The sequence below is a fragment of the Blastomonas sp. AAP53 genome, from assembly GCF_000331245.1.
In the GTDB taxonomy this organism is placed as follows: domain Bacteria; phylum Pseudomonadota; class Alphaproteobacteria; order Sphingomonadales; family Sphingomonadaceae; genus Blastomonas.
Genome location: NZ_ANFZ01000009.1, coordinates 675,744 through 702,555 on the forward strand (window position 1 = coordinate 675,744; position 26,812 = coordinate 702,555).

Sequence of the window (26,812 nt, forward strand, 5' to 3'; positions counted from 1 at the left end):
AATCAGGCTGAACACCTTGCCAATCGAAGAACGTCGGCTTCTGCGAATTCCTTGTGTTTCCTGAGATGTTTAGAGTTATTGGGCAACGCTGCCACTTCAATTCGGCTCCCCCCGCACCTCAACCGAGCATCCGACGCTCCGGAGCTTCCGCTCCCTCGCCCGCTTCGCACATTTCTCGATCGCTTCGGCATTATTGAGCACGAGTTGATTGGCCGCGAGGATATCACGCCACTGACCGGGGTCCGAGACAGCCATCAGCCGCTGCCCGGCTTGCCATCCGTCACGATGCAGCGCCGATATCGCCCTGCGCTCAGGCCAGTACCAGGCCTCAGGCACCATCCAGTCGAACGCTGGCGGGATGGTGCACCCGCCTATCGATCCCAGCACAAGCGCAAGGCCCGCCGCGCCTGCCAGCCACTGGTTCTGCTCCCGCGCCGTTCGTGCCGAGGCGGTCATGGTGGCGAGGTTGCTTGCTGCCTTCTGCATATCCTGCCGGGCGGTGACCAAAGCCGCATGGTCTTCCTTGCGACTGTCACGCCCCGCCATTGTGATCTGGTTGGATATGTCGTTCGGGGTCAGCACCAGCGCAGGCTTGTTCGACAGCGTGATGATGGCCTCGCGCATGCGCTGCGTTATGTCATGGATCTTCGCCAGCTCAGTGCTGTAGTCGCGGCTGAGCAGATCCTGCTGCCCCTCGGCAACGCCGTCGACCGAGGTTGTGAGCATTCCGAGCCGCTGCGCGATCATCTCGAGCGCCTGCTCGATCGGGATATCGTCGGGTTCAGGTTCTGACATGGCATAATGCCTACAGCCCCAGGCCACGCGAGCGCGAGGGGTCGATACAGTCTGCAAGGTCCTGCGACAGTGATCTACCTCTCACTGGGTCCAGCCCCAGTTCCACGCGGCGGTTCCGCAGCAGCGACTCAAGCTGCGGATCACGCTCAAGGCTGTGGGCCATTGCACCAAGATGACGTTCGACCTTGTCGGCATTGAGATAGTCCTGATCCTTGAGCATGCGCCGCATCTGCCGCGAGCGTGTCTGCCATTCGTGGACGAACTGGTCGGCCCTGGCCTGTTCTGCGAGGCGCGCCGCCTGTCGCTGGTGCATCGCCTCGATGGTCCGGTCCATGTTGCCAGAAAGAGCTTCGGGGATCAGGGAGCGGTCGTTGACCAGCGCATGCCCAAGGTCCAGCACATATCCACGGCCCATTGCTTCAAGCGCCCGGCCTGCCTTGTCGAGCGCAGCCTGCTGATATTCGAGCGAGCCCAGTCCCTGGTCGTGCAAGGTCAGGATATCCTGCGCCGCACGCGTGTACTGCTGAACCGCCTTTTCCAGAGGTGTCTGCTCAGGTCCTGGTTTCAACAGATCGGCGCTCACCCGGATCCCCGGCTGGCGCTCGCGCTGCGGCGTGGCCTCCTTGCCCCCAAGCAGATCAGCGAGCGCGCCGGTGCGGCTGACCCTGATCCGGGTCTGCTTATCGCGACCGGGCTGTTTGAGCTCCCTGTCCTGCTGGACCTCGTCAGCCTTATCGGGCTGGCGGGTGTAATCGCTTGCCATGTCCTTGGCCCGCTCGCGTGACAGCGTGCGGGTGAGCGCCTTGCGATCGGCAAAGTCATCCTTGCCGTAATGCAGATCGACCTGGGTGCGATGCCGCGACAGCGCGACATAGGCCCCGTGCCTGTCCATGCCAGGCGTTGCCAGCACCTGGACTTTATCGACGGTCATGCCCTGCGCCTTGTGCACCGTGGCTGCATAGCCATGATCGACATGGGCATAGTCTTTCAAGTCGAACGCGATTTGCCGACCATCGTCCAACATCACCGCCATGCGCACCGATGACAGGCTTTGCACGGTACCCAGCGATCCGTTCTTTACGCCCAGCTCGCGTTCGTTCTTGAGGAACATGATCCGGTCACCGCTGGCGAAGCTGCGCTGACCGCGCTCTACGTTGATGTCGATTTCCTGACCCAGCGACCCGCTGGCGCGCATGCGTTCCCGCACCTCTTCGTTGAGCGCCTTCACCTCATCGTTTGTGTGGGTAAGGATGATCCGGCTGGCTTGCGGATGGGCTTTGCGATCCTGATCCCAGGCATCGACCAGCGCGGTGCGTGCAGCTTCGCGAGTTTCTGCGACATGCACATGTCCAGCTTCCTCGTACCGCGCCAGCGCCTCGCCTGTTCTGCCCGTCGCAAGCTCTCGTGTTGCATCGCGCTGCCAGTCGGTCTGTTGGCGTCGGATACCGCTGATTTCGACAGCGCCATGGCGTTCTGCTGTTGACCTAAACGCAGCTCCCGCTTCGATCGCCTGGAGCTGTTCGGGATCGCCGACGAGCACGACCTTTGCGCCCCGACGTTCGGCCTCCGACATCACGCGCTCGAGCTGGCGCGTGCCGAGCATTCCGGCTTCGTCGATCACCAGCACATGGCGATCGGTGAGCAGCTCCCTGCCCTGCTCCCATTGATACTCAAGGCTAGCGATCGTTCGCGATGCGATGCCTGAGCCGTGCTCCAGGCCTTCGGCCGCAATGCCGGACAGCGCAGCGCCTTGTACCTCGTACCCGGCGAGCTCCCAGGCCTCGCGGGCCACTCCGAGCATCGCGCTCTTGCCCGTTCCGGCATAGCCGATGACATTGCTGATACCGCGCGAGCTGGTGACATGTTCCAGCGCCCCGCGCTGCTCGGGCGACAGATCGAGCCCGCGCTGTCTGGCGTGGTCCAGCGCGCGTTCCCTTTGCAGGTCCTTCACCGGGTGGTTGCGCTTCGCATCGAGCTTGGTGGTCGCGAGTTCGAGCCGCCGCTCGGTCTCCAGCATTGATCGGCTGGTGAACCGCTCATTTCCTTTGCCATCTCGTCCCAGTTCAACAAGTTCGGGCGCGTTCTTCACCGCCGACAACACCTTGTCGAACTGGTCCTTGTCGTCGCTGTTCCTGTGCGCGAACATCGCAAGATCGCGCGTGGTGAACGTCGCCTGCCCTCGCGTGATCGCATCGAGCGCGATATTCGGATCGGCGATGATCTTTTCGCCGTTCGATCGTGCGATGGCGTGATGCTCTTCGAGCCGTTCGCTTGTCAGTCCCTCAGCCACCATGCGCGATGCGGCGGGACCGATCTTGTGCTGGGGCTCGAGGTCTATCCCTTGCGCTTCCAGCGACCGGTGATCGATGCGTGCATCGATGTCGAGTTCGGCCAGGCGTTCGTTGGCGATGTTGGCCCAGGCTTCGCGCCAGTGGGTCAGCAGATCGGTGCGGTTCCAGTCGCGCGCCTTTGCACCGAAGCTGACACTACCATCCTCAGCGATGTCGATTTCGCGCGTTGTGAGCATGACATGAGCGTGGGGCTTGGGCTGGCCATCCTCGCCGATGTCCCAGTGGACATTGAGATCGGCGACCATACCGCGATCGACAAACTCGGCTTGTACGAAGTCACGGGCAAGCTCGATCGCCTGTTCCTTTGTCAGCTCTCTTGGCAGCGCAAACTCGATCTCGCGCGACAGTTGTGCGTCCTTGCGGAGCTCGGCGGCCTCGACGTCATTCCAGAGCTGCTCGCGGTCTTGCCAGGCCTCGTCCGCACCATCGGGCAGCATGACCTCGCTGTGCACGACGCCGGGCTTGTTGGTGAAATCGTGATGCCGATCGAGCCGCTGGTCATGCAGTCGCGAACCCGAGCGATAGGCGGCAGCCGCCAGCGCCGATGCACCAGTGCTGCGCGAGATGACTTTGGCTGAGAGGTGATAGATCGCCATGGCGATCGTCCATTTACGCCATTCAAGCAACGTCGGCACGACGTATAAGCGCGCCCTCAACCGATTTGATCGCTCTCGGGATGACGGGGTCTCACCACGACCCAGCCTGTTGGCGAATATCCGACATTGGCATAGCTGGTGGGTCCTTCACACACAATGAAGGGACATGACCCATGCGCAGACCTAGGGACTTTGACGCCGAGCTTCAGGCGCTGAACGACAGGGCAAAGGCACTAAAGGCCGCAAGGCTGACACAGCTGGGAGAGCTTGTCATCGCCACCGGCGCCGACGCGCTCGGCACCGAGGTGCTGGCAGGCGCACTGCTCGCGGCCGTCGGCAACGAGGATGCCGCCAGGAAGGAGGCGTGGCGCAAGCGAGGCGCTGTGTTTTTTCAACAGCGCCGTGGACGGAAAGCGACACAGCAAGCAGCTGCAGCAATTGGCGGCAGCGCTGATGGCCAGCCGGGCGGCGCTGCGCAAAACACAGGCGCAGCGCAACCGGCTGATGCTGGCCAAGGCCCGCAATGACACGCGGGACTGGCGGGTGACGCGGCGCGAAAGGACACGGCGGCTGATCGAGCTTGGCGGGCTTGTCGTGAAGTCTGGGTTCGACCAGCTTGTCGATGATGACCGGGCGGTGATCTACGGGCTTCTGGTCGAGGCGGCTGCCAAGGTCCGCGATGCCGGTGGGCCGCAGCAGATCACCCGCTGGCGCAGGCGCGGCGCGAGAGCGTTTGCGCAAAACCAGTTGGCGTCATGACGATGATATCGCATAGGTTTGCCTCATGAACGGGGCAATCAACGAACTGGTGCTCGGCGTGCTTGCTCGCGCGCCGCAATGGGTGAGGCAGGATCTGCTGTCTTCGGATCCTATCGTCCGCGCACGAGCCGAGGAGACGCTGGCAGCGGTGATCAGCAGCGCACTGGCCGACAGCGAAAACAGTGGGCCGGGAAGCAAGGCAGCCTGAGGCCGGCCTAATCGTCCTTCGCTAGGCGACGTTCGCAGGTTTTCCGGACCAGATCCTGCAGGATCGCAACGCGCTCGCCGAGCCAGTTCAGCTCTTCGTCACTGACCTTGTAATGCGGCGAGTAGCGCGCGTTGACATAGGCTTGCCGCAGCAACTCGAAGCAGCGGCGGCTGAACCGGTCGTCGCGCGGCCAGGCCTCGATCAGCTCGGGTGCGATCTCTTCGGCATGGCCGCGCAGAAAGCCGAGCTTGTGGGACTTCGGGCTGTAGAGAGTGAAGACCAGCATCATACAGTGGTATGCGCGTTCCGAAGCTTGATGCAGCATAAAAGCAGCGTCACGAGCTACGTCATTGTCCTTGCTGACTTGAGCAAGTTTGAGCGCGTGCTCCGACAACGGGAACCAATGCTCAAAGTGCTTCTGCGCTTCGGCCCGCTCGGCATCCGGCGCGAGCTTGGTCGGGGTTACGAACGGAAAGCCCTCGGCCTCGTAAAGCGCAATTCCCTGTGCGGCGATGTCGGTGAAAAACGGACGGCCTTGCTCGAGCTGCTTGTTCACATCCTTGAGGCTGTGCACGATGAAGCTGACCGGTGCGCTCAGCGTCTGCGTGATCGTCATTTCACGCATCAGCCGGTCATCGGCAGTTGCCCAGTAATCAACGACATCGGTTAGGCGCTCGTCGTTGACCACGACGAGCAAATCGTAGTCCGATTTGTAGCCGCCGACCGGATCATCGACCCAGTCGCCGCGCGCGTAGCTTCCGTAAAGGATGACCTTGAGGATCCGGCCCTGCTTCTTCCAGGGCGCGGTCGTATTGCCGATCGCGGCCGCAAACTCTTCGAACAGGATGCGCACGGCGGCCTGCAGCTCCTGCTGCTTCTGGCCAGGCAGATGATCGATATCGGTGCGCATGGCTTTTACCCTGTAGCGATGGTGGCAAGTTGGCAAGGTCGAAGCTTGGATTTGACCGGTACAACTGCCTCCATTTTCGTGGGATTGGGTGGAGGAAAGAGGCGCCATCATGGCGCCTCTCCCGTCAGGCTGAGGAGATAGTCTGCAGCCTTGCTGGCAGCGCTCGCGGCGCGGAAGATGGCCTTGTCATCTTCACGAAGGACGGTGAGCCAGGATGCGATGTAATCGCTGTGGCGGACGGTTGGCGCGATGCCGAGCGATGCACAGGTGAACGCAGCTGCCATCTCGGCCACGAGCTCTTCGCGGGCATAGGGTTGAGAGCCGAAGCTGCCCTTCTGATCACGGTCCAGCCGGCTGGTGTGACCGGTCCAGTGACCGAGCTCATGGAGCGCGGTCCGGTACCAGTTGATAGGTTCATGATATGCGGCTTGCGGCGGCACTTGCACGAAGTCGTGGGTAGGACTGTAAAAGGCAGCATCGCCACCGATGTTGAACGTGGCACCGCTGGCGGTGATGATCGCGTCGGCTTCAGCAATGGCAAGCACCGGATCGGTCGCAACCGGCGCCGCGGTCATGTCCTCGGGCAGGCCTTCGCACTGGTCGATGTTGAACACCGTGAACCGCTTGAGAAAAGCAACGGTCCTGGCTTCGCGGTCTTCACCGCGTGCCTGTTCGGCTTCGGCTTTCGGCGTGAACCGGTCGGCATAGCAGACGGTCGTGCCCTTCTCGCCTTTGCGGACATTGCCACCTGCTGCCTTCGCCTGGCGATAGGTCAGCCAGCGCTGGGAACCATAACCTCTCATGACCACTTCGGCCCAGAGGATCAGGACGTTGATGCCCGAGTAGCGCCGGTCGGTTGCTGCGTTATGCGGCATGCTGCAGCCGCAAAGTGCTGTGTCCCAGGGCTGTACCCAAGGAAGCCGTCCCTGCTCGAGCTCGGCGATGATGCGCTGTGTGACCTCGGTATAGAGGCTGTTGCGGGTAGTGTTTTCCATGGCCTTGTCTCCTTCCATCCGGCCCCGGCCCAGAAGGGGCGCTGGGGGGCGGCGAAGAAGAGCTGGCAGCCACGCTGCAACGGACAGCGCGCATGCGCCAAGCACCGCAACGAAGTGGAGGACCCGCAACGCGGGTTGCGCGCTGGCCTGGCGTGGCTAGAGGCGATGGACGACACCCGGTGTCCCGCCCGAGCGGGGCAAACGCCGCAGCTTTGCTGCGACCGCAGATGCGCTGCTGAATGCCGAAACACCCTGAGATGCCGTGAGCACAAATATTCTGCTTACGCCGCCATTTCCGGCGATCAGCCAGCAGCGCTCCCCTGCCCTATTGCCTGCGATATCGCCGCAAGTGGCTCGATTGACGCGCAGCGGCACATCGCCAATCTCGTCGCAGGCAGGGGCAGATCACATCACAGGATGGAGACATTGGCCATGGCATCCCATGCACCCGACAGGTTTCTGAGGCTGAATAGCGTGCTCGATCGTACCGGGCTTTCCAGAGCGACGCTTTACCGAAAGATCCAGGCGGGCACGTTTCCAAAGCAGGTCAAGCTCGCCGAGCGATGCTGCGGGTGGCGAGAATCGGCGATCGAGGAATGGCTGAAAAACCCCATGTTCTATGAGGTGAGCGACTGACGATCAGCAAGCGCGGCGATCAAGCGGCGTGACGGTCAAGATCCGGGAACAGAGGCAAAGGCACCGGCTCTGACCGGTCGATCATCGCGCTGCTGTAGAGGCCGACATTGAGCCATTCGACAGACCAATGGAGATCGACGCGTTCACCTTCGATGCGAACAACGGCGGCGCCCTCGCGCACTACTGACCAGGTGCACCGCAGTTGCTCGTCATAGGTGCCCAGCAACAAAGTGCCATCGCTGATCCCGACCAGAAAGCGATCATCATCGTCGAACGGGACGTGCAGTACGGCCTCGATATCGTCGCTGACCTGCAGGCGCGGATAACCCAGCACAGGCAAAATCGTGATGCTCATCGCAGAATCGCCTTTCCTACTTGAGAACAAAAATAGAACATGACTCCATAGGAAGGAGTCTGCAATGATCATTATCGATGGATCGTTTCTGCTGGGGTTAGCTGCCGTGCTGACCAGCTTCGGCACGCTGTGGCGGGCTTGGCGTGGTCGCCCTGCCCCGTCATACCAATATCTCTATGCTTGCCGCAGGGTGTATTGTGAAACGTGCCTCAACTACAGGAGGACAACGGATGAGCGCGACTAGGCGGTGTTGAAACAAGCCGTAGCGCCATGAGATCGGAGGAGATATTCTCCATCAATGCGCGAGCCGGATCGGGATAAAATCGAATTTGCGGTGATTGCACTGACAATGATTGCTGCTGCCCTCGTTTTGCTGGCACGGCTTTAGATATCGACAATTACAAAACCATCGATCGCTGGACATCGCCCCATTCATCCACAGCTTTTATTGAAACTTGCAAAAAATTGGTCTCGCCTGTTGATCATGCCCACGATAAGCGTTGGTGACACTAAATAACATTATCGAGGACGCACCCATGACAGAACATTCGCAAGAGCAGCTGATTACGCTTACCGCAGATATCGTAGCGGCCCATGTTGGAAACAACAGTGTCGCATTAGGCGACATCGCTACGCTGATCACGAATGTTCATAAGGCGCTGGCTGGCTTGTCGTCGGTTGAAGCCCCGGAGCCCGAGGAAGTGCGTCCTGAGCCTGCGGTATCGATCCGAGCATCGGTCAAGCACGACTATCTCGTGTGCCTGGAAGACGGCAAGAAGATGAAAATGCTCAAGCGCCATCTGTCAGTTCACTACAATCTCACGCCAGCTGAGTACCGCCAGCGGTGGGGCTTGCCAGCCGACTACCCGATGGTCGCCCCCGCCTATGCCGAAAGGCGTCGTGAACTTGCCAAGACTATTGGTCTTGGGCGCAGCCCTAAAGCCGGTCGTGGGCGCACGAAGGCAGCCACTGCCGCAAAGTGAGGCAGTCTTATCGGAGTTTCGAGCAGCCGGGCCGATAGAGTCGGTCCGGTTGCCAAGCTTCTGAAATTGGCAGAGCGGTTATTGCGTAACGCGAGACTGTTGTCGCTATCCACGCTCTGATATCCGCCAGCAATATCAGCATTTCTTTAAGGTGCGCCGCCCTGCCCCTGAAAAGTCCGAATCTGGGACTGAGCGGCCAATGGCAATGTTCCCCTCAAACGGCAGGTTTAGTCAAAACCCGGCATCCAGAGTTTGCTCGATTGGCATTGCAGCTCGGCCGGTCAGACTTCAGGCGACCCGAGCTTATCATCTCAATGCTGATTATAGGTGATCGTAGCCCGAGCGTATGGGGAGTTGGCAAGCCCGACGTAACAAGGCCGTTGCCACTCTACCATAATCACGGCTATCGATTCAGCATGGCTTCGAGACCGCTTCGGGACAGTGATGTCAGACAGGCTGCCTATCGGCGATTGCTGACGCACGCCCAGGCTTGTCCCGACACCCTGGTCATCGACGAACTCGGCCTCGATCATGGCAGTTGCCGGATCGATATTGCCGTGATCAACGGCCACATCCGCGGGGTCGAAATCAAAGCTGAGGCCGATACGCTGGAGCGCCTGCCCAGGCAGGTTGCGGCCTACGGCGAGGTCGTCGACAAGGCCCTGTTGATCGTCGATCCCAAACATCTTGCGTCGGCCATGAGCATCGTGCCGGATTGGTGGGGCATTATGATTGCCGAGCGCGGCACGACCCAAGGGGTGCGGTTCCGTCGCATCCGACCGGAACGAGCAAACAAGGGCATCGATCCACTCGTGCTTGCCCGTCTGCTCTGGCGGCCTGAAGCGCAGGCGATTCTGAGAGGCCTTGACGTTTCGGAGCGAGACCTCCGTGCTCCACGCGCGACGCTCTACAGGATGTTGGTGGATAGGCTGCCGCTGCGCCGTCTCTCGCAGACCGTCCGTCAGACCCTCAAGGCCCGAACATCGTGGCGAGGTCGGCCACCACTTTTGTGATGTGATGGTTCGAGCCGACCCACCGCCATGTGGAAAGGCTCCCGGTGCCGGCAATCCCGTCTCGGCATTGCTCGATATAGTCGCTGCCGGGTGAGAAACCCGAGCCCAGAAAGTGGGCCGAGCCTGTGACGGTGCCGCTGCATCCCCGATACTGCCCGAACCCGTTGTCACGCACGTTGACACCCTTCGCAATAATCCAACCATCGTCGCAGGCGTATCGAATCGTCGCGGAAGGCTTCACCTTTCTCATGTCCATCTGTGAGTACCCATTGGCGGCAATAGCATAGTCAGCGAAAGTCGGCTTGCGGACAGTCTCGCCGAGAGCAGCAATAAGTGCCCGGAAAAATGTCCATTCCCGCCGAGGCCAGAATTGGATCGGACCGGTGACCTCGGCCATGGAAGGGGGAAATGACGTACCAGCGAGAATGAAGCTGCGCGCAGTCGCCATGGCATTTGAAGCCTGGATCGCTGCGGTGACGATGTTAATCAGTACGTCCTGTGGATCCCATGCTGGTGCTTCGAGATCGAGGACGACATCGCAGTCGGCAAGGGTCACACCGATTTGCTGAAGTATTGCACCGACATTGGCGTCAAAGTCGGGATCCAGGGCTTCATCTAGTGAACAACGGAGTACCACCCCGGTCTGCATCATCGCGTTTGCGGTCTTTACGGCCGAGCGATAGGCTGTGTTGTTGTCGAGTCTGATGACCGGGATAAGCGTTGCACCCCGTGCGAATGCCTCCTCGCACAGGAATTGCATTGGATGCTTACCGTTCTGCATCACCTCAGCCGGATCCAGCAGGCCGCAGTCGAGCAGCGCAAGACGCGTTCCCCATTTCGCGCCAAAACGAGCGGCAAACTTTGCGACGTGATCGTCGATCGACTTCGAAGGAGTCCAGGTCTCGAAATCGAAATCGGGGGGGGTGACCTCGATAAGAGGAACAGTCCTGTCTTTCACGGCGTCCGGCAGGCGCAAGAGCGCTTGGTATTCGCCCTGCCGCCATTTTAGGATCGGCACGTAGTCGATGTGCGTAATCGGCATGTCGTCCCCCCTCAAAAATCGAACTGTCGGCGAACTTCGCCATTGCCAACGAGCGTGCGAAACAGGGTGTAGTCATTCGCATCCCGCCGGATTCGGCCAGCGATCACCGCAGGCGCCACGCCAAAGCGTTTGGCATCGGTCAGGACTGCCTTCTCGTTTCGGGTGAAGCGCGACACCGCAAGGTTCCAGTTCGCCTCCGGTATCAGAGCTTCCTGCGCGAAATAGTCTGCGTCCTGTTCAACCTTGTCGGCCGCCGGCGAATCGTTGTCGTCAAAGATCGCGGAATATTCACCTAACCGGATGTGCAGCTTCAGATGGCCGATCTCGTGGAGGAGCGTGAACCAGAAGTTGTCGAGCCGGTCATGGCGAAGCGTCATCGCGACAATTGCATGATGATCAGCCGACGCCAGCGCAGCACCGTCAAGCAGCGTGCCCGGCAGGTGGCGTTCGATGACCAGCGATATCCCAGCGGCGCGCAGGTATTCGGATGCCATGCGTGGCCCGTTGTCCTGTAGACTGAGTGCGACAAGGCCTCGGGTCCAATCGGACGTGAGCCGATCTCGATCAAATAGTTGTTTGGGGGGATTGCGATCAGCCAGCGTTCGAACGCGCGCTTCCCACGCGGCGATAGCGGCCTCATGCACCTGTCCGTTCGATCGAACCGACTTGCGGTGCAAAGCCATCGGCTGAAACTGTGAATGGGCACCATGCAGGAATGCCGGAATCAGGTCCCCAGCAGCCTTCTTTGCCTGTGAGAGCGTACCCGAGAAGTCCTCGAACCACCCACGCTTGTACATTTCGGCGAATGGGAATGCCTGCCAGACCGAGGGATCGACGCTGTCGAGTTTGGGGCTTCCGACTAGTTGGGCACGCTCGACGATGTGCACGTTCAGTGCGTCGGCCACCTCGGTGAGGCGGTCGAGGCTTGCCATCCGGTAGCGGTCGGATTCGTAACGCTGGATCTGCTGCTCGGCGATGCCGAGGAAATCACCGAGATCCCTCTGGCTCATGCCGCGCGCGATGCGGGCCTGAATTAGAATATCGGGCAGATCGCGCAGGCTGTCGGCCGAGAATTCGGAAATCTTGCCCGCGCGGAGGTCCTCGTAGAAGCGCACTTCCTCTTCGAGTTCGTCGATCTGGCTGCGCAGCGCCGAGCGCTGTGCCTTCGCGAACACTTCAGGGAAGTCGCTGATTGGTGTATTAAGCGCGGCAGCGGCTGCTGCCAGCTTCTCGATCGATGCCTTGGTCGACCTGTACTGCTTTTCGTTGGTGATCATGGCGTCGCTCCTTTCAGCGGCGCGAGCGGGATGCGGAGAATGCCCTTGGCCTGACCGGACGACTTCTCGACTTGGAAGAAGTTGAGGAAGGGGCCGCCCGGCCCGTTGGGCATTCCGGCAATGAACATCTCACCGAGGTATTTTGCTTTTTGCGCTGCTCGCTTGTTGTCAAAATTGAGAAGGACGGGATCGAGCTTGGCCGGGTCGACCCCATCATGCTCCCAGCAGCCGTCATAGTCGCCCGGGTGCGGCTTCGCGGTCACGAAGCTCCCATCAAGGTAGACATAGCTGCATCCGGCGAGAGCGAGGGCCTGCGCCATGCGGACGAAGCCATCGAATAGCCACTTGCGATGCGGTGTGGTCGCGAAGCGCGCCTCAACCTCCGCAAGGGTCGTGTCGTGAATGCCAGGTGGCAGCACGGCCCAAGGGCAAGGGGAGCCCAGCTCGATCAAGTCAGGTATCATGAACACAACAATATGATTGTGTCAATGTACAGTCAAGGGCTATACCGGCAGGCGCGGGGAGGTTATGCATCCATAGCGATAGCCAGTCACTTTCTTTGCGTTGTTGAAGCAGCAGAGTTCCGCCCAGCTTGGGTCATAAGCGGCGCCGATCGGCGATCCCAATAGCACCACGGCGGCTTTTGGCGAAACCAACCGTTCAACACAGCGCCCGTCAATGACCGGGTGTGGGTCGTCAGCGGACCGACCGTTTTTCAAATCCGATAGTCCGACAGCAAACATGACCGGTTGAGAGATTCCCATATTCGCGCCCTCGTGACTGCGTGTAGGGGGATTTGCTGCTCGGAAGAAAAATCCTTGTTATCCCGCTTTGTTCGCAGGTAGTGGTACGGGACTGTCCATACCGACCGCGCCACCAACGCAAAAGCGACCCCAGGCATCCATCAATTTGACACGCGCGCCCGGCTGGCTCTGCGTGCCAAGATAGGTGGTACGGCGATAGGCAGCCTGCACTGCATCGGGCGTCTTGTGAGCCAGCGCCGCCTCCACCACGGGATCGGGAAAACCTTCGTTCGCCGCCCAATCAGTAAACGTGGAGCGAAAACCATGAACGTGGAACGGCTCTCTCATGTCGCGCAGCACTTTTAGCAACGTCATGTCGGACATCGGCTTGCCTGCCAGACCGGGAAAAACAACATCGGTACCCGGAAGCCGGAGAGCATTCGCCTTTGCCAACACCAACTGCGCCGCTTCGGAGATGGGAACCATGTGTGCCTTGCCCCGCTTCATGTGATCAGCAGGAATGGCCCACAGGCGGCTTTCAAGATCAAACTCGGCCCATGTTGCCAGCCGGACCTCCTGGCTGCGGACGCCGGTAAGGATAAGCAGCTCAAGCGCCAAACGCCCATAGGATGGCTTTCGCCGCAAAGCGGTAATGAAAGCGGGCAAAGCAACATAGGGCATTGCTTTGCGATTCTCTTGTGACTTTAATTGCCGGGGTAAGCCGCGCCCTGCCTTAAGGCTGCCATTGCCCGAAGGTGCCTCGCTAGAGCGCCAGCCTTTGGCGTGAGCATAGTCCAGTACGGCACAAATACGGTTTCGCACTTGGCGTGCGGTTTCTGGGATCTCCTGCCAGATCGGTTTCAGCACGGCGATGGTGTCGGCGGTTGTAATTTGGCCAGTTGGTACCTCGCCCAATTTGGGGAATGCGTAATTTTCCAGGCTCGCGAGCCACTGGCGCGCATAAACGGCACTCTTCCAACCCGCCTTATTCTCTGCATGATACTGACGAGCAGCGTCGCCAAATGTCACCTTCGCTGCGGCTTCGTCTTTACGCTCCGTCACGATATCCCGCCGATCGATCTTGACCGCTTTGCGGAGCTCTGCGGATTTATGCCGGGCCTCTGCGAGCGACAGCAGCTTGGCACTGCCTAGCCCGATATCCTGGCGTTTGCCATCGCGCTGGAGCCGCAAGAGCCAGTATGCTCCGCCTCTCTTGTCCACCCTGAGGGCGAGCCCATCTCCGTCCTGGTAGGTGCCGGGATTCGACAATGCTGCCCTGATGGCAACAGCTGTGAGTTTGCCCATCGCTTACTCCCACACTTGGTCGCCATTTTTAGAGATTGATTGGTGTGGGAGTAAGTCGATTTACTCCCACACCCCTCCCACAGTTGCGTCCGGCTGCAGTGAAACAGCACAAGACGTCATAGGCGATATCGCCAATTATACGCCTGATTTTGCGGGATTTCTAGGGATTTCAGCAACCCCCCTCAGAGGGGAGGGTGGTGGACAGGGCTGGATTCGAACCAGCGTACGCTCTCGCGGGCAGATTTACAGTCTGCTGCCATTAACCACTCGGCCACCTGTCCACACATTCAAACCCTGTGCGTTGGCCCCTTGGAAGGGGCCGTTCTTGCCGAGAGGCGGTCCCTTGAACAATTCGCGCTTGCCTGTCAATGGCGAGAGGACGAAAAGCGAAAGCTAATCCCCCTGGCGACCCGTTCGCCCATGAAAGATACGATAGACGATGGCAAAACGCGGCGCACGCAACCGGAACCGCAAGGCTGGACTGGAAGGCGGCAAGCTGCCGCGATTCTGGGGCACTCATGCGGTCGAGGCCGCATTCAACAATCCCGAGCGGCAGATTCGCTGGATTCGCGGGACCCGCGAGGCACTGGCGCAATTCGAATTGCCTGACGGCGTGCCGGTCGAGTTCGCCGATGTCGCCGATCTTGCCCGGCTGGTGGCGCGCGATGCGCCGCACCAGGGCGTCGTCATCGAAGTCGAGCCGCTGGAGGACATGCTGCTGGGCGATGTGCTCTCCGGCGATCCGCTGCGCCCGATCGTGGTGCTTGATCAGGTGACCGACCCGCACAATGTCGGCGCGATCTTCCGCTCCGCTGCAGCCTTCGATGCCGCAGCGATCGTCACGCAGGACCGGCACGCGCCGCCCGAATCGGGTACCGTGGCCAAGGCCGCCTCGGGCGCGCTCGAAGTCGTGCCCTGGGTGCGCGTAGTGAACCTGTCGCGCGCGCTTGAGGAAATCGCAGAGGCCGGATACTGGCGCATCGGGCTCGACGGCGATGCCAGCGACACGCTGGGCCAAGCCCTGGGCTCGGGTCCGATCGCGCTGGTCCTGGGCGCCGAAGGCGAAGGGCTGCGCCACAACGTCGCCGGGCATTGCGATGTGCTTGCCCGCCTGCCAATCAGCAGCGCCATGGAGAGCCTCAACGTCTCGAACGCGGCAGCGATCTCGCTCTACGCGATCCGGATGGACCGGGGCGAAGGCTGATGCAGCGCGGGGGGGCAGGTGCAGCACGGATCATGGCGGTGGCAGCGGCAGCGATGATGCTGGCCGGCTGCCTGCTGTCGCCAGGCAAGTTCACTGCCGACATGACCGTGATGCGCGGTGGCGGCTTCGCCTTTTCCTATCAGGGCGAAATTCACCTGCTGGGTCTCTCGCGCCTGGTCGCGATGGGCGCCGCGCTCGACAGCAAGGACAGTACCTTTACCCCCAGCCCCTGTTATGGCGAACCCGCCGAGGTCGATGCCGCAGTGCTCAAGACCGCGCTGCTGCAGGATGAGGAAGGCTGGGCCGAAGACGCGCTGGAGCGCGAATGCACCACTGCCGAAATCGCCAGCCAGAAAGAGCTTTGGGAAGACCAGCGCACCGCCAAGAAGGCGGAAGACGCGCGCAATATCGAACTTTTCAAGGCGCTGCTGGGGGGCATCGATCCCACCTCGCCCGATGCGATCGACGAGTTCATCGTCCGTCTCAAGAAGCAGAAGGGCTGGCGCGAAGTCGTCCACAAGGGCGACGGGCTGTTCATGATCGATTACGCGGTCTCGGGCCGGATCGACCAGGACTTTACCTTTCCGGTGATCGAGAAGGTTCAAGGCATCACCCCCTTCATCGTCGCGACGGCGCGCGCGAACAACGCGGTGCGCATCGAAGCTCCGGCGTTTGCGGGGGGAGGAAACCAGAGCGGTTTCCTCAATGGCAGCATGGGCGGCTTCTTGCCCATCATCCAGGCGCTGGGCGCTGCAGGCGATAGTGAAGAAGGCAAGCTGTTTGCTAGCCTGCCCAAGCCCGAAGGCACCTTCACGCTTCGCACCGATGGCGAAATTCTGACCAACAATACCGAGGATGGCCCCGCAGCAGCGGGCGGGATGCGGGTGCTGGAATGGAAGATCAACGCGCGCCGCGACCGGGCGCCCGAAGCTCTTGTCATGCTGACCGCCGACTGATCCGAGCCACATCACCCCATGTCCATCACAGGGTCGCGCCTGAAAGGACCGTACAGATGAAAATGTTTCGCCTGATAGCTGCGCTGTCTGCACCGCTGCTGCTGACCGGCTGCCTGCTCTCACCTGGCAAGTTTGCGTCTTCGCTCGATCTCAAGCGCGATGGCAGCTTTGCCTTTACCTATGTCGGCGAAATCGTGGTGACGGACCTGGCACCCCCAGCGGCGGAGTTTTCCGCCAGCCCCTGCTATGACGACAACAGCGACGAACGCGAATGCTCGTCCGAAGAGCTGGTCCGGCAGCGCAAGGACTTCGACGAATCGCAAGCCGCCAGCAAGGGCGAAGCCGGAATGCTGAGCAGCGCGATGGGCGGCGGAAAGGGCGGTCTGGGCAGCGACGAGGGCATCAACGAGCTCATCGAGCAGCTCAAGAAGCAGGAGGGCTGGAAAAAGGTCAGCTATCGCGGCAATCGCATCATCGATGTCGAATATGCCATCAGCGGTCAGATGGCGCACGGCTTTGCGTTTCCGCTGGTCGATGGCGGCGCGGCGATCATGCCGTTCGTCACGCTGATCAAGCGCAAGGATGGCAGCATCAAGGTCTCGGCTCCGGCTTATTCGGGCAGTGGTGCAGGCGGAGAGATGGCCAGCCTCGGCGCGATGGCAGCTGCAAGCGGGTCGGGCGACAAGGCACCGCAGCCCAAGCCCGAAGGTACTTTCACCCTCACCACCGATGGCCGCATTCTCACCAACAACACCGAGGATGGCCCGGCGGTAGCCGCTGGTGTCTCGACTCTCAAATGGGTGGTCAACAGCCGGCTGGACAAGGGCCCCGAAGCGCTGATCGGACTTGTCGGCGAATAGGGGCTGGGCTAGCGGTCGGCGCATGAGCAGACCGCGCAACCTGACCAAGGCACTGTTGGTGCTAGCCATACTGGCGACGGGCGGGTGCATAGAGCGACCCGACGAGGAGCTGCTCCGCCCGCCGCCAGAGATTGCCAAGGCATTGGGCAGGCTTGGGTCGCAAACCGTCCAATCGTCGCGCCAGCTTGCCACCCAGGCGCGCAATGGGTCGGAACAGCTGGTCCGGCGATCTTCGCGGCTGACGGGCCCCGTTCTCGCGCAGGCCATCCGTCACGCAGAGGCGCAGGCCTCGCGTGCTGGACCCAGGCCTGTTCCCGAAGACATGGCGAGGATCCTGAGGCCGTATTTCGCACCGGACCTGCTGGCGTCCGTGCGCTGGACAATCGGGACCGGACGGGTCGACCTGGGAACGTTGCTCACCGAGCAATACATGGAGGAAGGCGCCGTCGCGCTGAACCGGCAGGTCGTTTTCTCCAGCGAACGGCTGACCGGCAATGTGTGGATCTGGGCGCACGAACTGGCGCATGTCGAGCAGTACCGGCGTATGGGCATCAACCGTTTCGCTGCAGCCTATATCGCCGACTGGCGCGCCATCGAGCGCGAGGCGACCAACCGGGCGAACGCGGTCACCGCAGCGATCCGCAAGGCGGGCTAACCCCGGACTCAAAAAGGCGGCACGTTGGGTGCCGCCTTTTCGGTATGTCTGAAAGCTATTCAACCGGGGAGGGCTGAAGGAGTTACGACCCCTGCCCGCTCAAAGCGTGCCCCAGGTCCGCCCTCAAAGGGCAGACTTGCATTCGATCAGTTGACCGCATCCTTCAGGCCCTTGCCGGCCTTGAACTTGGGCTGGGTCGACGCCTTGATTTCCATCTTTTCACCCGTGCGCGGATTGCGTCCGGTGGATGCCTTGCGCTTGCTGACCGAAAACGTACCAAAGCCGACGAGGCGAACTTCGCTGCCCTTGGCGAGCGCACCACTGATGGAATCGAACACGGCTTCCACTGCCTTGCTGGCATCCGCCTTGGTAATACCGGCCTGTTCAGAAACAGCCGAAATGAGATCATTCTTGTTCATGCCGTGGGAACCCCCTGATTATTGTTGAACCTTGCTGAATCGCGGCTTTGAGGGGGTTGAGTTAGAACCAGAACTTTCCGGCTGTCAAAGGGAAAGGCGCGCATTTCCGGGCGTTTTATCGCAATTTTACCGTAATGCGCGCCTTGCCGGACGCTTTGTTGACGATGCTGCGATGCACCATCGCGGATCAATGCTTGACCGCAGCCTCGCGCAGATCCCCTGCCCCGACCGGAGGCTGGGCAGCAAGCTCGTCTGCCTCCGTCCAGTCGATCGCGACGAACGGATCGACCAGGGCCACGCGCAGCACCTCGTCCACATGGCTCACCGGAATGATCGTCAGTCCCTGCTTCACGTTCGCAGGAATCTCTGCGAGATCCTTCTCGTTTTCCGCCGGGATCAGCACCGTGGTGATGCCGCCACGCAGCGCCGCCAGCAGTTTTTCCTTGAGGCCACCGATCGGCAGGACACGGCCGCGAAGCGTCACCTCGCCGGTCATCGCCACTTCACGCCGCACAGCATTGCCGGTCAGCGTAGAGATGATCGAGGTGACCATGCCGATGCCCGCAGATGGACCATCCTTGGGCACCGCGCCTTCGGGAAGGTGGATGTGGATGTCCTTGCGCGCAAAGATGCTTGGCTTGATGCCGTAGGACGGAGCCCGTGCCTTGACGAACGAGAACGCCGCCTGCACCGATTCCTGCATCACTTCGCCCAGCTTGCCGGTGGTCTTGATCAGCCCCTTGCCCGGAACGGTCACCGCCTCGATGGTTAGCAGTTCGCCGCCCACTTCGGTCCAGGCCAGCCCCGTCACCGCGCCGATGTCGTTCTCCGCCTCGCCGATGCCGTGGCGATATTTGCGCACGCCGGCAAAGTCGGACAGGTTATCAGGCGTGATGACGACCGACGTATCCTTGGCTTCCAGGATCCGCCGCAGCGACTTGCGCGCCAGCCGAGCGATTTCGCGCTCCAGCGTACGCACGCCTGCCTCGCGGGTGTAATAGCGGATGAGGTCGCGCAGACCCTCTTCGGTCAGCTCGAACTCGCCCTTCTTCAGGCCGTGCGCCTCGATCTGCTTGGCGATCAGGTGCCGCTTGGCGATTTCGACCTTCTCGTCCTCGGTATAGCCCTCCAGCCGGATGATCTCCATGCGGTCGAGCAACGGCTGCGGCAGGTTCAGGCTGTTCGCGGTGGTCACGAACATGATGTCCGACAGATCGATGTCGATCTCCAGATAATGGTCCTGGAACTTGGCGTTCTGTTCGGGATCGAGCACTTCGAGCAACGCCGATGCCGGATCGCCCCGGAAATCCTGACCCAGCTTGTCGATCTCGTCGAGCAGGAACAGCGGATTGCCGGTGCCTGCCTTCTTGAGGTTGGTGACGATCTTGCCCGGGAGCGAACCGATATAGGTGCGCCGATGACCGCGGATTTCAGCTTCGTCACGCACGCCGCCCAGCGACTGGCGCACGAACTCGCGTCCGGTCGCCTTGGCGATCGAACGACCCAGCGAGGTCTTGCCGACGCCCGGAGGGCCGACAAGGCACAGGATCGGACCCTTGAGCTTGTTGGTCCGCGCCTGAACGGCCAGATATTCGATGATCCGGTCCTTGACCTTCTCCAGGCCGAAATGGTCGTCGTCGAGCACCTTCTGCGCTTCGGCGATGTCCTTCTTGAGCTTCGATTTCTTGCCCCAGGGCAGGCCTAGCAGGACGTCGAGATAATTGCGGACGACGGTCGCTTCTGCCGACATCGGTGCCATGCCGCGCAGCTTCTTCAGCTCGGACGTGGCCTTGGCCTTGGCCTCGGGCGACATCTTGAGCTTCTCGATCTTGGCGGCAAGTTCGTTGACGCCGTTGCCGTCTTCGCCATCGCCATTGCCCAGTTCGGACTGGATCGCCTTCAACTGCTCGTTGAGATAATATTCGCGCTGGGTCTTTTCCATCTGGCGCTTCACGCGGCCACGGATCTTCTTTTCGACCTGGAGCACGCCCAGCTCGCCTTCCATGAAGCCGAACACCATCTCCAGCCGCTTGACCGGATCGTCCTCGGTCAACAGGCTCTGCTTGTCAGCCACCTTGACCGAAATGTTCGCAGCCACCGCATCGGCGAGCTTCGAGGCATCGTCGATCTCGGCCAGCTGCACGGCGGTCTCTGCCGGAAGCTTCTTGTTGAGCTTGGCATAGTTTTCGAACTGATCGACGACAGAGCGCATCAGCGCGTTGACGTCGGTCCCGCTGACCGAAAGCGCAGGCAGCGCCTCGACTTCGGCCAGCACGTGATCGCCGCTCGCCTGCAGACCGTTCAGGCGCGCCCGTTCGCCGCCTTCGACCAGCACCCGCACCGTGCCATCAGGCAGCTTGAGCAGTTGCAGCACCGTTGCGATCACGCCGATGTCGTACAGATCGTCACGATCAGGGTCGTCGCGCGCCGGGTCGAGCTGCGCAACCAGGAAGATTTCCTTGTCCTGCTCCATGGCCCGCTCGAGCGCGGCGACGGATTTGTCGCGGCCGACGAACAGCGGCACGATCATCTGCGGAAACACCACGATATCGCGCAAGGGAAGCAGGGGGTAAGTCTGGAACATGGTCAATTCGGTTCAATCCATCTGGAGGTCAGGCCACCGGTCGCCCGGCAGCATTTCACCGGCCTATATGGTTGCCGGGTCTATCCACGACAAGCGATCCTGCACCTGCGCAGGTTAACGCATTCAGAACGGAAGCTTGAATCCGGCAGGCAAGGGCATGCCCTGCGCCATCTTGCTCATCTCCTGCTCGCTGGCGCGATCAGCCTTGGTGCGCGCATCGTTAAAGGCTGCGGCGATCAGGTCTTCGAGCATCTGCTTGTCGGCAGGAACCATCAGGCTGTCGTCGATCGACACGCCCAGAATGCGGCCTTTGGCGGTCGCGCGGACCTTGACTAGGCCACCGCCCGCTGCGCCTTCGACCTCGATCGATTCGAGCTTGGCCTGCGCCTCGTTCATCTGGCGCTGAACGGTCTGTGCGGCTTCCTGTGCGGCAGCCATCATCTCTTCCATGCTTTTCATGCCTTGGCACTCCGTGTTGGCAGGGTTTCGTCTCCATGTGGGGAGAATTCCGCCGCAGTCCAGTCTATTTCCGCGTCAGGAAACGCAGCCTGCGTTGCCTTGACCAGCGGATGGTTCAAGATTTCGTCGCGTAGCGCTGCTTCGGCGCGCTTTTCCTCTTCGGCCAGCGTTGGCTGGGCCTCGCCCTCGCCGCGCTCGATCTGCCAGCGACGTCCGGTGATGTCCGCCAGCGCTTCACGCAGCAGCGCAACATAATCATCGCGGCCCGTAGCGGACTGATAGATCAGCCTGTCGTCGCCCAGTTCGATCAGGCGCATGTCCGACTTGAGCTGCGCCGCGATCAGCCATTTGTTCGCATTGTCGAGCATCTCGACCAGGTCAGCAAGCGTGCGGGGCGTCGCTGGAATTGCAGCGACGGGAGCAGCGGCGGACGTGTCTGCAGACGGCGGAGCCGCCGCGATGTCCCATGGCGGCGATTCCTCGCTCGCCGGAGCCTCGGGAGCATGCGTTTCCGGCGCAGCAGGCGCAGGGGCGGACGGTGGCGGCGCATCGGCCAGGCGGCGCGCCAGCGTACCCGGATCGGGCATGGTGGCCGCATACAGCGCGCGCATCAGCGCCATCTCGCACGCCTCACGCGGGACCGGCGCACTCTCGATCTCGTCATGCCCCTTGAGCAGCAACTGCCATAGCCGGTGCAGGCTGGCATGGCCCATCTTGCCCGCCCAATCGGCCAGCGCCGCGCGGTCTTCCTCGCCATGCACCGTACGCACCCGGCCCGCGGCCTTGTGCAGCGTGATGGCATGCACCATCGCGAGCAGCCCGCGCATGACGCTCAAAGGATCGACGCCCAGACTGTGCTGCGCATCAAGATCGGCCAGCATCGCATCGGCATCGCCCGCGATCAGATGCGCGAACAGCCTACGCATCGATCCGCGATCGGACAGACCCAGCATGCTGCGGACCTGTGCGGCCTGCACCGATGCTCCGCCCTCGGCCGAACCGTCGCCGCCCAGATCGGAATGCGCGATGGCCTGATCCAGGATCGAGAGGCCATCACGCACCGATCCTTCGGCGGCATCGGCGATCATCGCCAGTGCATCAGGCTCGGCCTCGACCGATTCCTTGACGCAGATCTCGGCAAAATGGCTGGCCAGAAGTTCGGACGGGATGCGTTTCAGGTCGAACCGCTGGCAGCGCGACAACACCGTGATCGGCACCTTGTTCACTTCCGTGGTTGCAAACAGGAACTTCACATGCGGCGGCGGTTCCTCCAGCGTCTTGAGCAAGCCGTTCCATGCCTGTTTCGAGAGCATGTGCGCTTCATCGATGATGTACATCTTGTAGCGCGCCGATACGGCGGCATAGCGCACCGCCTCGGTTATCTCGCGAACGTCGTCGATGCCGGTGTGGCTCGCGGCGTCCATCTCGATGATGTCGATATGGCGGCCCTCGGCGATGGCGATGCACGGTTCGCACACGCCGCACGGCGCGATCGTCGGCCCGCCCTGCCCGTCGGGCCCGATGCAGTTCAGCGCCTTGGCGATCAGCCGCGCGGTCGAGGTCTTGCCCACCCCGCGCACGCCGGTCATTAAAAAAGCATGAGCCAGCCGTTCGCGCCGGATGGCATTGCCCAGGGTCTGGACCATGGCATCCTGACCGATAAGCTCGGCAAAGGTCTGAGGGCGGTATTTGCGCGCCAGCACTCGATAGGCCTGGCCGCTGGCAGCGGCGGGCGCCGGGGGCGACGGCAGATCAAGCCCGAGACCAGGCATGTCGCTCTCGTCGCTCTGAATGTCGTGGGGCGGGGAATCGTCCATGCAAATGTGATTAGCCGCAGGCGCGCACAGATGGAAACGAAACTGCCTGCCTGTTCAAAACAGGCCGGTGCGCGGCGGGTGACAGAATGGAGGTGGTAGGAGCCGGACGACCCGCGGCGAAAATCGTTATGGCTGCTTCCTTCCGGACCTGACCAGATTGGCGACGGCTACGTCCGCCCGACTCCCGCTGCGCATATGGCGACAAGTTTCGCGGAAAGCAAGAACCGCTGAACAGTGCTCGATCAGCGCAAGACGGGAAGCAGCGCGCGGGTGGCATCGGCGAGGATCGCGCTGGCATCGTCGCCCTTTACGACAGGCCGGTCGAGGTAAACCGCCAGCGCATAGCGCCTGCCCTTGGCGGTGGTGAACACGGCGACATCGTTGAACGCGTTGCCGCAACTTCCGGTCTTGTCGCCCGCGCTCCAGCCCTGCGGCAGCCCGGCGCGAATTCGCTTGAGCCCGGTCGCGGTATCTTCCATCCAGCGATACAGCAGCCGTTGCTGACCCAATGGCATCGCATCGCCGATCACCAGCCTGCGTGTCGTTTCGGCCATCGCCAGCGGTGATGTGGTGTCGCGCAGATCACCGATGGCGTTTTCGTTCAGTTTGGGTTCGCGCCGGTCGAGACGGGTCACCGCATCGCCCTTGCCGCGCAGCCAGGCCGTAAAGCCCTGTGGCCCGTCCAGCCGGTCGAGCAGCAGATTGGCAGCCGCATTGTCGCTGAGCGACACGGCCGCAGCAGCAGCGCCCTCCACCGTCACCGGTTCAGGCGGTGACTTGTCGCGCTGCGCTTCGACATAGGGCGCATAAGCAACCATATCGGCATCGGTGACGGGCAGCGCGTCTCCCATCGCCCAACGGCCCTCGGCAGCCTTTTCGAGCACCATCGCGGCGAGCGGCAGCTTGAAGGTCGAGCAGAGCGCAAACCGCTCATCGGCGCGATGGCCGGCAACCTGCCTGCCGTCCTGATCGACCAGCGCCACACCCAGCCTGCCACCGCTGCGCGCCTCGATCGCCGCAAGGTCAGCCCTTATCGTGTCCGGCGGCGTCATGCTGGCGCAACTGGCCAGAGCCAGCGCTGCCAGAAGAACGCCCGCCCGGCGCATCGTCAGACGCCCTGCATGTCATAGCTCTCGGCAGGCACGCGGCAGGTCAGGCTGCCCCATTCCTCGCGCAGGAAGATCTGACACGACAGGCGCGATGTCCGCGTGACCGCAACTGCGAGGTCGAGCATGTCCTCTTCCATCTCGACAGGCTCCGGCAGCTTGCCAAAATCTGCCGGATCGATGATCAGATGGCAGGTGGAGCACGCCATCTGCCCTTCGCAGGTGCCCTCCAGCGGCAGGCCGTTTGCCTGCGCGACATCGAGCAGACGGTCTCCGTCCTTCGCCTGAACACTCTGACGGGTCTTGCCGTCGGCGCTGATGAAAACCACTTCGACCATCGATCACCCCGTCTGCCTGTCGGCCGCATCGATGATCAAATGCGCGGCGCGTTCGATTTCGTCAACCGTGGTATAGCGGCCAAAGCCCAGTCGGATCGACGAACGCACCTTCTCTGTCGGCAAACCCAGAGCGGTCAGCACATGGCTCGGCCGCCCCGATCCGCTGGCACAGGCAGAGCCTGCAGAAAACGCGACTCCCCGCACGTCCGACATCAACCGCGCGACATCCAGCCCCTTGCGCCGCAGGTTGAGGTTGCCGGCATAGCGGTGATCGAGCGAGCCGTTGACCTGCCAGCCCTCGAACAAGGCCAGCGCGGCATCGCGCAGCCGGGCAACATGCGCCGCGTCTTCGGCCTGGCGGTCTCCCGCCAGCTTGGCCGCCGCGCCGAACCCTGAACATAATGCGGGCGAGAGCGTGCCCGACCGCAGCCCCTGTTCCTGGCCGCCGCCGTGCATCAACGGCTCCAGCACGATGCCGTCGCGCACCCACAGGGCGCCGATGCCCTTGGGGCCATGAATCTTGTGCGCGCTGATCGCGATCAAGTCTGCCGATGGGGGCAACGGCACTCGGCCAAAGCCTTGCACCGCATCGCATACAAACAGCGCGCCTGCCTCGTGCGCCATCGCCGCCAGATCATCGACCGGCTGAATCACGCCGATCTCGTTGTTGACCAGCATCGTGGCCACCAGCGCGGTCTCGCCGGTGATGCGCGCGCGCGCCGCCTGCAGGTCGACCAGCCCGTCACCGTCCACGGACAGCAGGTCAAGCCGCTGGCCCTTCGTTTCCAGCCACAGGCTGGTATCGCGCACGGCGGCGTGCTCGGTGGCGATGGTGACGATGCCATGCCGGGGGGCCAGCGCCGGCAGTGCCCCGCGCAACGCCAGGTTGAGCGCCTCGGTCGCGCCACTGGTGAAGATCACGCGTCCGCCCGGCGGCATCAGCGCAGCAATCTGGTCGCGCGCGACCTCCACCGCCGCTGCGGCGCGGCGGCCTGCGCTGTGCGAACTGTGCGGGTTGGCCCAACCCGTTGCACTGTCCGGTGCGCCCAGCCAGGGCAGCATGGCGGCGAGCGCCTCGGGGGCCAGCGGCGTGGTCGCCTGATAATCGAGATAGATCGGCTGGGGCGGCACGGTCAGCTGCGCACGCGCTGGGCCATCGCGCGCCACAGTTCGATGAAGCGATAGACATGCGCGCGGGTGGTGGAAGGACCGAAGCTGACCCGAACAACCTCGCCGGCAGCCCTTTCGTCCCAGCCCATGGCCGTCAGCACCGCGCTGGTCTTCAGCGTGCCCGATGAGCAGGCGCTGCCCGCCGAGACCGACACGCCTGCCAGATCGAACTGAATGAGCTGCGCGTTGGCAGCGACGCCGGGCATGCGATAGCTGCCGATCGTCGGCAGGCGATGCGCACTGTGCGCCACGACCTCACCTCCGCCCACGCGGATGGCGCTTTCCAGCTGGTGGCGCAGGTCGGCAGCGCGGTCGATCCAGTTGCGCGAGCTGGCCAGTGCTGCGGCAAAGCCCATCGCAGCGGGCACGTTCTCGGTGCCGCCGCGATAGCCCTTTTCCTGGCCTCCGGGCGCGTCGAGCAGGCCCAGATCGCGGATCAGCAAGGCGCCGATGCCCGGCGGTCCGCCCAGCTTGTGTGCTGACACGACGATCATGTCGGCATCGGGCAGCGGCAGCTTGCCTGCGCTTTGCGATGCGTCGCACAAGGTCACCGCCCGGGCCTCGCGCGCGATGGTCGCTATTGCGCCGCTGTCCTGGACAACGCCGGTCTCGCTGTTGACCGTTTGCACCACGACCAAGGACCGTCCCGCTGCAGCCTCCAGCGCACGCTGCAGGCTGGTCATCACCAGCTCGCCATCCAGGTCCACCGCCAGACGCATCACCGAGCGACCAGCAGGAGCGCGCTCCACGATGCGCTGCACGGCATCATGCTCGGTCGGGCTGACGATCCAGCCATCGGTTCGGCTCGCGTGCATCGCCAGCGCGATTGCCTCGCTCGCGCCGCTGGTCAGGATGACCTCGCCATCCCAGCCCAGCGCGCCGGCAATCCTCCGACGGGCATCTTCCAGCGCGGCGCGCGCAGCGCGGCCATCGGCATGGGGAGAGGATGGGTTGGCCCAGATATCCATCGCGGCAAGGCTTGCCGCGCGGGCTTCGGGCAGCACCGGCGTGGTCGCCGCGTGGTCAAGATAAATGCGCGCTTCGTTCATGGGGGCGATCAGCTTGGCCAGGCTCGATGTCGGTTCATCGCATTCCTCTAACCGCGACACGCGCCAATGCCACGCATTTTGTTGCTTTTTGAAGGCCAGATTGCGTATAGGCCCCTTCCTCGACACGCCATAAGCCCTATCTGACGCTTGCGGCGATGTCTTTTCTGGATGGTCGCCTGTCCTTTTTCCAAGCCGCCTGCCCTTTTTCTTAGCCGAAAGTCCGCAAA

27 protein-coding genes, 1 tRNA gene and 1 other RNA gene are annotated in these 26,812 nt (G+C 62.2%); 10 read left to right on the forward strand and 19 right to left on the reverse strand.

From position 1 onward, the window contains the following. Positions 1 to 96 precede the first annotated feature (96 nt). Complete coding sequence (locus D618_RS0110180; protein WP_017671411.1) at positions 97 to 795, reverse strand: DUF6118 family protein; 699 nt, start codon at positions 793 to 795, stop codon at positions 97 to 99. Positions 796 to 805: 10 nt separating this feature from the next. After that, entirely contained in the window at positions 806 to 3,742 is a 2,937-nt protein-coding gene (gene traA / locus D618_RS0110185; RefSeq protein WP_017671412.1) for a Ti-type conjugative transfer relaxase TraA, read from the reverse strand. A 173-nt stretch (positions 3,743 to 3,915) separates the two neighbouring features. Between traA and D618_RS19375 the strand changes: the two genes are divergently transcribed. Genes D618_RS19375 through D618_RS0110195 form a run of 3 tightly spaced genes read left to right on the forward strand, consistent with a single transcriptional unit; the run spans position 3,916 to position 4,709 of the window. After that, positions 3,916 to 4,269, forward strand: a complete 354-nt coding sequence (locus tag D618_RS19375; protein ID WP_081590470.1) for a conjugal transfer protein TraD — start codon at positions 3,916 to 3,918, stop codon at positions 4,267 to 4,269. Then, entirely contained in the window at positions 4,196 to 4,501 is a 306-nt protein-coding gene (locus tag D618_RS18190) for a conjugal transfer protein TraD (protein WP_238550640.1), read from the forward strand. Before D618_RS19375 ends, D618_RS18190 begins: the two co-directional genes overlap by 74 nt. 25 nt (positions 4,502 to 4,526) lie before the next feature. Next, the gene (locus D618_RS0110195) at positions 4,527 to 4,709 is read left to right on the forward strand and encodes a hypothetical protein (protein WP_017671414.1); all 183 of its coding nucleotides are present in this window, start codon (positions 4,527 to 4,529) and stop codon (positions 4,707 to 4,709) included. Positions 4,710 to 4,716: 7 nt separating this feature from the next. On the opposite strand, the gene D618_RS0110200 is transcribed toward D618_RS0110195, so the two are convergent. Both D618_RS0110200 and D618_RS0110205 read right to left on the reverse strand, forming a co-directional pair. Continuing rightward, on the reverse strand, positions 4,717 to 5,619 hold the full coding sequence (locus tag D618_RS0110200; RefSeq protein ID WP_017671415.1) for a HEPN domain-containing protein: 903 nt from the start codon (positions 5,617 to 5,619) through the stop codon (positions 4,717 to 4,719). Between the two features lie 107 nt (positions 5,620 to 5,726). Continuing rightward, the gene (locus tag D618_RS0110205; RefSeq protein ID WP_026091523.1) at positions 5,727 to 6,614 is read right to left on the reverse strand and encodes a zincin-like metallopeptidase domain-containing protein; all 888 of its coding nucleotides are present in this window, start codon (positions 6,612 to 6,614) and stop codon (positions 5,727 to 5,729) included. 432 nt (positions 6,615 to 7,046) lie between these two features. Here D618_RS0110205 and D618_RS0110210 point away from each other — a divergent pair, with 432 nt between their 5' ends. Beyond that, positions 7,047 to 7,250, forward strand: a complete 204-nt coding sequence (locus D618_RS0110210) for an AlpA family transcriptional regulator (protein ID WP_026091524.1) — start codon at positions 7,047 to 7,049, stop codon at positions 7,248 to 7,250. A gap of 19 nt (positions 7,251 to 7,269) precedes the next feature. Here the strand turns inward: D618_RS0110210 and D618_RS0110215 are convergent, their stop codons facing one another. Beyond that, positions 7,270 to 7,605 carry a hypothetical protein gene (locus D618_RS0110215; RefSeq protein WP_017671418.1) on the reverse strand — a complete coding sequence of 112 codons (336 nt, stop codon included), beginning with the start codon at positions 7,603 to 7,605 and terminating at the stop codon, positions 7,270 to 7,272. A gap of 536 nt (positions 7,606 to 8,141) precedes the next feature. Between D618_RS0110215 and D618_RS0110220 the strand changes: the two genes are divergently transcribed. Beyond that, on the forward strand, positions 8,142 to 8,588 hold the full coding sequence (locus tag D618_RS0110220) for a MucR family transcriptional regulator (protein WP_040370553.1): 447 nt from the start codon (positions 8,142 to 8,144) through the stop codon (positions 8,586 to 8,588). Between the two features lie 470 nt (positions 8,589 to 9,058). Further along, positions 9,059 to 9,601, forward strand: a complete 543-nt coding sequence (locus D618_RS19380) for a sce7726 family protein (protein ID WP_081590471.1) — start codon at positions 9,059 to 9,061, stop codon at positions 9,599 to 9,601. On the opposite strand, the gene D618_RS0110230 is transcribed toward D618_RS19380, so the two are convergent. The 5 genes from D618_RS0110230 to D618_RS0110255 all read right to left on the reverse strand — a co-directional run bounded on the left by D618_RS0110230 (position 9,558) and on the right by D618_RS0110255 (position 14,249). Further along, positions 9,558 to 10,643, reverse strand: a complete 1,086-nt coding sequence (locus tag D618_RS0110230; RefSeq protein WP_152414629.1) for a beta family protein — start codon at positions 10,641 to 10,643, stop codon at positions 9,558 to 9,560. The genes D618_RS19380 and D618_RS0110230 overlap by 44 nt on opposite strands. Before the next feature lie 11 nt (positions 10,644 to 10,654). Continuing rightward, the gene (locus tag D618_RS0110235) at positions 10,655 to 11,920 is read right to left on the reverse strand and encodes an XRE family transcriptional regulator (RefSeq protein ID WP_017671422.1); all 1,266 of its coding nucleotides are present in this window, start codon (positions 11,918 to 11,920) and stop codon (positions 10,655 to 10,657) included. After that, the gene (locus D618_RS0110240) at positions 11,917 to 12,372 is read right to left on the reverse strand and encodes a hypothetical protein (RefSeq protein ID WP_202949943.1); all 456 of its coding nucleotides are present in this window, start codon (positions 12,370 to 12,372) and stop codon (positions 11,917 to 11,919) included. The genes D618_RS0110235 and D618_RS0110240 overlap by 4 nt, the downstream gene beginning before the upstream one ends. A 369-nt stretch (positions 12,373 to 12,741) precedes the next feature. Continuing rightward, positions 12,742 to 13,968, reverse strand: coding sequence for a site-specific integrase (locus tag D618_RS18195; RefSeq protein WP_017671424.1), 1,227 nt, complete (start codon positions 13,966 to 13,968; stop codon positions 12,742 to 12,744). A 195-nt stretch (positions 13,969 to 14,163) separates the two neighbouring features. Continuing rightward, positions 14,164 to 14,249, reverse strand: a tRNA-Tyr gene (locus tag D618_RS0110255). Positions 14,250 to 14,407: 158 nt separating this feature from the next. Here D618_RS0110255 and rlmB point away from each other — a divergent pair. Genes rlmB through D618_RS0110275 form a run of 4 tightly spaced genes read left to right on the forward strand, consistent with a single transcriptional unit; the run spans position 14,408 to position 17,643 of the window. After that, positions 14,408 to 15,172 carry a 23S rRNA (guanosine(2251)-2'-O)-methyltransferase RlmB gene (gene rlmB, locus D618_RS0110260; RefSeq protein WP_017671425.1) on the forward strand — a complete coding sequence of 255 codons (765 nt, stop codon included), beginning with the start codon at positions 14,408 to 14,410 and terminating at the stop codon, positions 15,170 to 15,172. Then, positions 15,172 to 16,128, forward strand: a complete 957-nt coding sequence (locus D618_RS0110265; RefSeq protein ID WP_017671426.1) for a hypothetical protein — start codon at positions 15,172 to 15,174, stop codon at positions 16,126 to 16,128. The genes rlmB and D618_RS0110265 overlap by 1 nt, the downstream gene beginning before the upstream one ends. A gap of 56 nt (positions 16,129 to 16,184) precedes the next feature. After that, a complete protein-coding gene (locus D618_RS0110270; RefSeq protein WP_017671427.1) occupies positions 16,185 to 16,988 on the forward strand; it encodes a hypothetical protein in 804 nt (267 codons plus the stop codon). 22 nt (positions 16,989 to 17,010) lie between these two features. Further along, positions 17,011 to 17,643 carry a DUF4157 domain-containing protein gene (locus D618_RS0110275; RefSeq protein WP_017671428.1) on the forward strand — a complete coding sequence of 211 codons (633 nt, stop codon included), beginning with the start codon at positions 17,011 to 17,013 and terminating at the stop codon, positions 17,641 to 17,643. Between the two features lie 146 nt (positions 17,644 to 17,789). Here the strand turns inward: D618_RS0110275 and D618_RS0110280 are convergent, their stop codons facing one another. From D618_RS0110280 to D618_RS0110315, 9 genes are all read right to left on the reverse strand, one after another. Further along, on the reverse strand, positions 17,790 to 18,062 hold the full coding sequence (locus tag D618_RS0110280) for an HU family DNA-binding protein (RefSeq protein WP_017671429.1): 273 nt from the start codon (positions 18,060 to 18,062) through the stop codon (positions 17,790 to 17,792). Between the two features lie 187 nt (positions 18,063 to 18,249). After that, complete coding sequence (lon, locus tag D618_RS0110285) at positions 18,250 to 20,646, reverse strand: endopeptidase La (protein ID WP_017671430.1); 2,397 nt, start codon at positions 20,644 to 20,646, stop codon at positions 18,250 to 18,252. A gap of 123 nt (positions 20,647 to 20,769) precedes the next feature. After that, positions 20,770 to 21,105, reverse strand: coding sequence for a YbaB/EbfC family nucleoid-associated protein (locus D618_RS0110290; RefSeq protein WP_017671431.1), 336 nt, complete (start codon positions 21,103 to 21,105; stop codon positions 20,770 to 20,772). Further along, the gene (locus D618_RS0110295) at positions 21,102 to 22,922 is read right to left on the reverse strand and encodes a DNA polymerase III subunit gamma/tau (RefSeq protein ID WP_017671432.1); all 1,821 of its coding nucleotides are present in this window, start codon (positions 22,920 to 22,922) and stop codon (positions 21,102 to 21,104) included. Before D618_RS0110295 ends, D618_RS0110290 begins: the two co-directional genes overlap by 4 nt. Positions 22,923 to 23,014: 92 nt before the next feature. Continuing rightward, positions 23,015 to 23,110: signal recognition particle sRNA small type (ffs, locus tag D618_RS19385), an RNA gene on the reverse strand. A gap of 54 nt (positions 23,111 to 23,164) precedes the next feature. After that, positions 23,165 to 24,028: a class A beta-lactamase gene (gene bla, locus D618_RS0110300; RefSeq protein WP_017671433.1), complete on the reverse strand. Its 864-nt coding sequence runs from the start codon at positions 24,026 to 24,028 to the stop codon at positions 23,165 to 23,167. A gap of 2 nt (positions 24,029 to 24,030) precedes the next feature. Beyond that, the gene (locus D618_RS0110305; protein WP_017671434.1) at positions 24,031 to 24,366 is read right to left on the reverse strand and encodes a 2Fe-2S iron-sulfur cluster-binding protein; all 336 of its coding nucleotides are present in this window, start codon (positions 24,364 to 24,366) and stop codon (positions 24,031 to 24,033) included. A gap of 3 nt (positions 24,367 to 24,369) precedes the next feature. Next, positions 24,370 to 25,533, reverse strand: coding sequence for a cysteine desulfurase family protein (locus D618_RS0110310; RefSeq protein ID WP_017671435.1), 1,164 nt, complete (start codon positions 25,531 to 25,533; stop codon positions 24,370 to 24,372). After that, positions 25,500 to 26,585, reverse strand: coding sequence for an aminotransferase class V-fold PLP-dependent enzyme (locus tag D618_RS0110315; protein ID WP_026091531.1), 1,086 nt, complete (start codon positions 26,583 to 26,585; stop codon positions 25,500 to 25,502). Before D618_RS0110315 ends, D618_RS0110310 begins: the two co-directional genes overlap by 34 nt. Positions 26,586 to 26,812: the final 227 nt, after the last annotated feature.

Bases quoted from the DNA above. Each gene is read 5' to 3' on its own strand.
- D618_RS0110315 (WP_026091531.1), bottom strand. From the start codon at position 26,585: ATGAACGAAGCGCGCATTTATCTTGACCACGCGGCGACCACGCCGGTG.
- D618_RS0110305 (WP_017671434.1), bottom strand. From the start codon at position 24,366: ATGGTCGAAGTGGTTTTCATCAGCGCCGACGGCAAGACCCGTCAGAGT.
- D618_RS18195 (WP_017671424.1), bottom strand. From the start codon at position 13,968: ATGGGCAAACTCACAGCTGTTGCCATCAGGGCAGCATTGTCGAATCCC.
- D618_RS0110265 (WP_017671426.1), top strand. From the start codon at position 15,172: ATGCAGCGCGGGGGGGCAGGTGCAGCACGGATCATGGCGGTGGCAGCG.
- D618_RS18190 (WP_238550640.1), top strand. From the start codon at position 4,196: ATGGCCAGCCGGGCGGCGCTGCGCAAAACACAGGCGCAGCGCAACCGG.
- D618_RS0110180 (WP_017671411.1), bottom strand. From the start codon at position 795: ATGTCAGAACCTGAACCCGACGATATCCCGATCGAGCAGGCGCTCGAG.
- D618_RS0110220 (WP_040370553.1), top strand. From the start codon at position 8,142: ATGACAGAACATTCGCAAGAGCAGCTGATTACGCTTACCGCAGATATC.
- traA (WP_017671412.1), bottom strand. From the start codon at position 3,742: ATGGCGATCTATCACCTCTCAGCCAAAGTCATCTCGCGCAGCACTGGT.
- D618_RS0110195 (WP_017671414.1), top strand. From the start codon at position 4,527: ATGAACGGGGCAATCAACGAACTGGTGCTCGGCGTGCTTGCTCGCGCG.
- D618_RS0110205 (WP_026091523.1), bottom strand. From the start codon at position 6,614: ATGGAAAACACTACCCGCAACAGCCTCTATACCGAGGTCACACAGCGC.
- rlmB (WP_017671425.1), top strand. From the start codon at position 14,408: ATGGCAAAACGCGGCGCACGCAACCGGAACCGCAAGGCTGGACTGGAA.
- D618_RS0110280 (WP_017671429.1), bottom strand. From the start codon at position 18,062: ATGAACAAGAATGATCTCATTTCGGCTGTTTCTGAACAGGCCGGTATT.
- D618_RS0110275 (WP_017671428.1), top strand. From the start codon at position 17,011: ATGAGCAGACCGCGCAACCTGACCAAGGCACTGTTGGTGCTAGCCATA.
- D618_RS0110210 (WP_026091524.1), top strand. From the start codon at position 7,047: ATGGCATCCCATGCACCCGACAGGTTTCTGAGGCTGAATAGCGTGCTC.
- D618_RS0110295 (WP_017671432.1), bottom strand. From the start codon at position 22,922: ATGGACGATTCCCCGCCCCACGACATTCAGAGCGACGAGAGCGACATG.
- D618_RS0110270 (WP_017671427.1), top strand. From the start codon at position 16,185: ATGAAAATGTTTCGCCTGATAGCTGCGCTGTCTGCACCGCTGCTGCTG.
- D618_RS0110215 (WP_017671418.1), bottom strand. From the start codon at position 7,605: ATGAGCATCACGATTTTGCCTGTGCTGGGTTATCCGCGCCTGCAGGTC.
- D618_RS0110235 (WP_017671422.1), bottom strand. From the start codon at position 11,920: ATGATCACCAACGAAAAGCAGTACAGGTCGACCAAGGCATCGATCGAG.
- D618_RS0110200 (WP_017671415.1), bottom strand. From the start codon at position 5,619: ATGCGCACCGATATCGATCATCTGCCTGGCCAGAAGCAGCAGGAGCTG.
- D618_RS0110290 (WP_017671431.1), bottom strand. From the start codon at position 21,105: ATGAAAAGCATGGAAGAGATGATGGCTGCCGCACAGGAAGCCGCACAG.
- D618_RS0110230 (WP_152414629.1), bottom strand. From the start codon at position 10,643: ATGCCGATTACGCACATCGACTACGTGCCGATCCTAAAATGGCGGCAG.
- D618_RS19375 (WP_081590470.1), top strand. From the start codon at position 3,916: ATGCGCAGACCTAGGGACTTTGACGCCGAGCTTCAGGCGCTGAACGAC.
- bla (WP_017671433.1), bottom strand. From the start codon at position 24,028: ATGCGCCGGGCGGGCGTTCTTCTGGCAGCGCTGGCTCTGGCCAGTTGC.
- lon (WP_017671430.1), bottom strand. From the start codon at position 20,646: ATGTTCCAGACTTACCCCCTGCTTCCCTTGCGCGATATCGTGGTGTTT.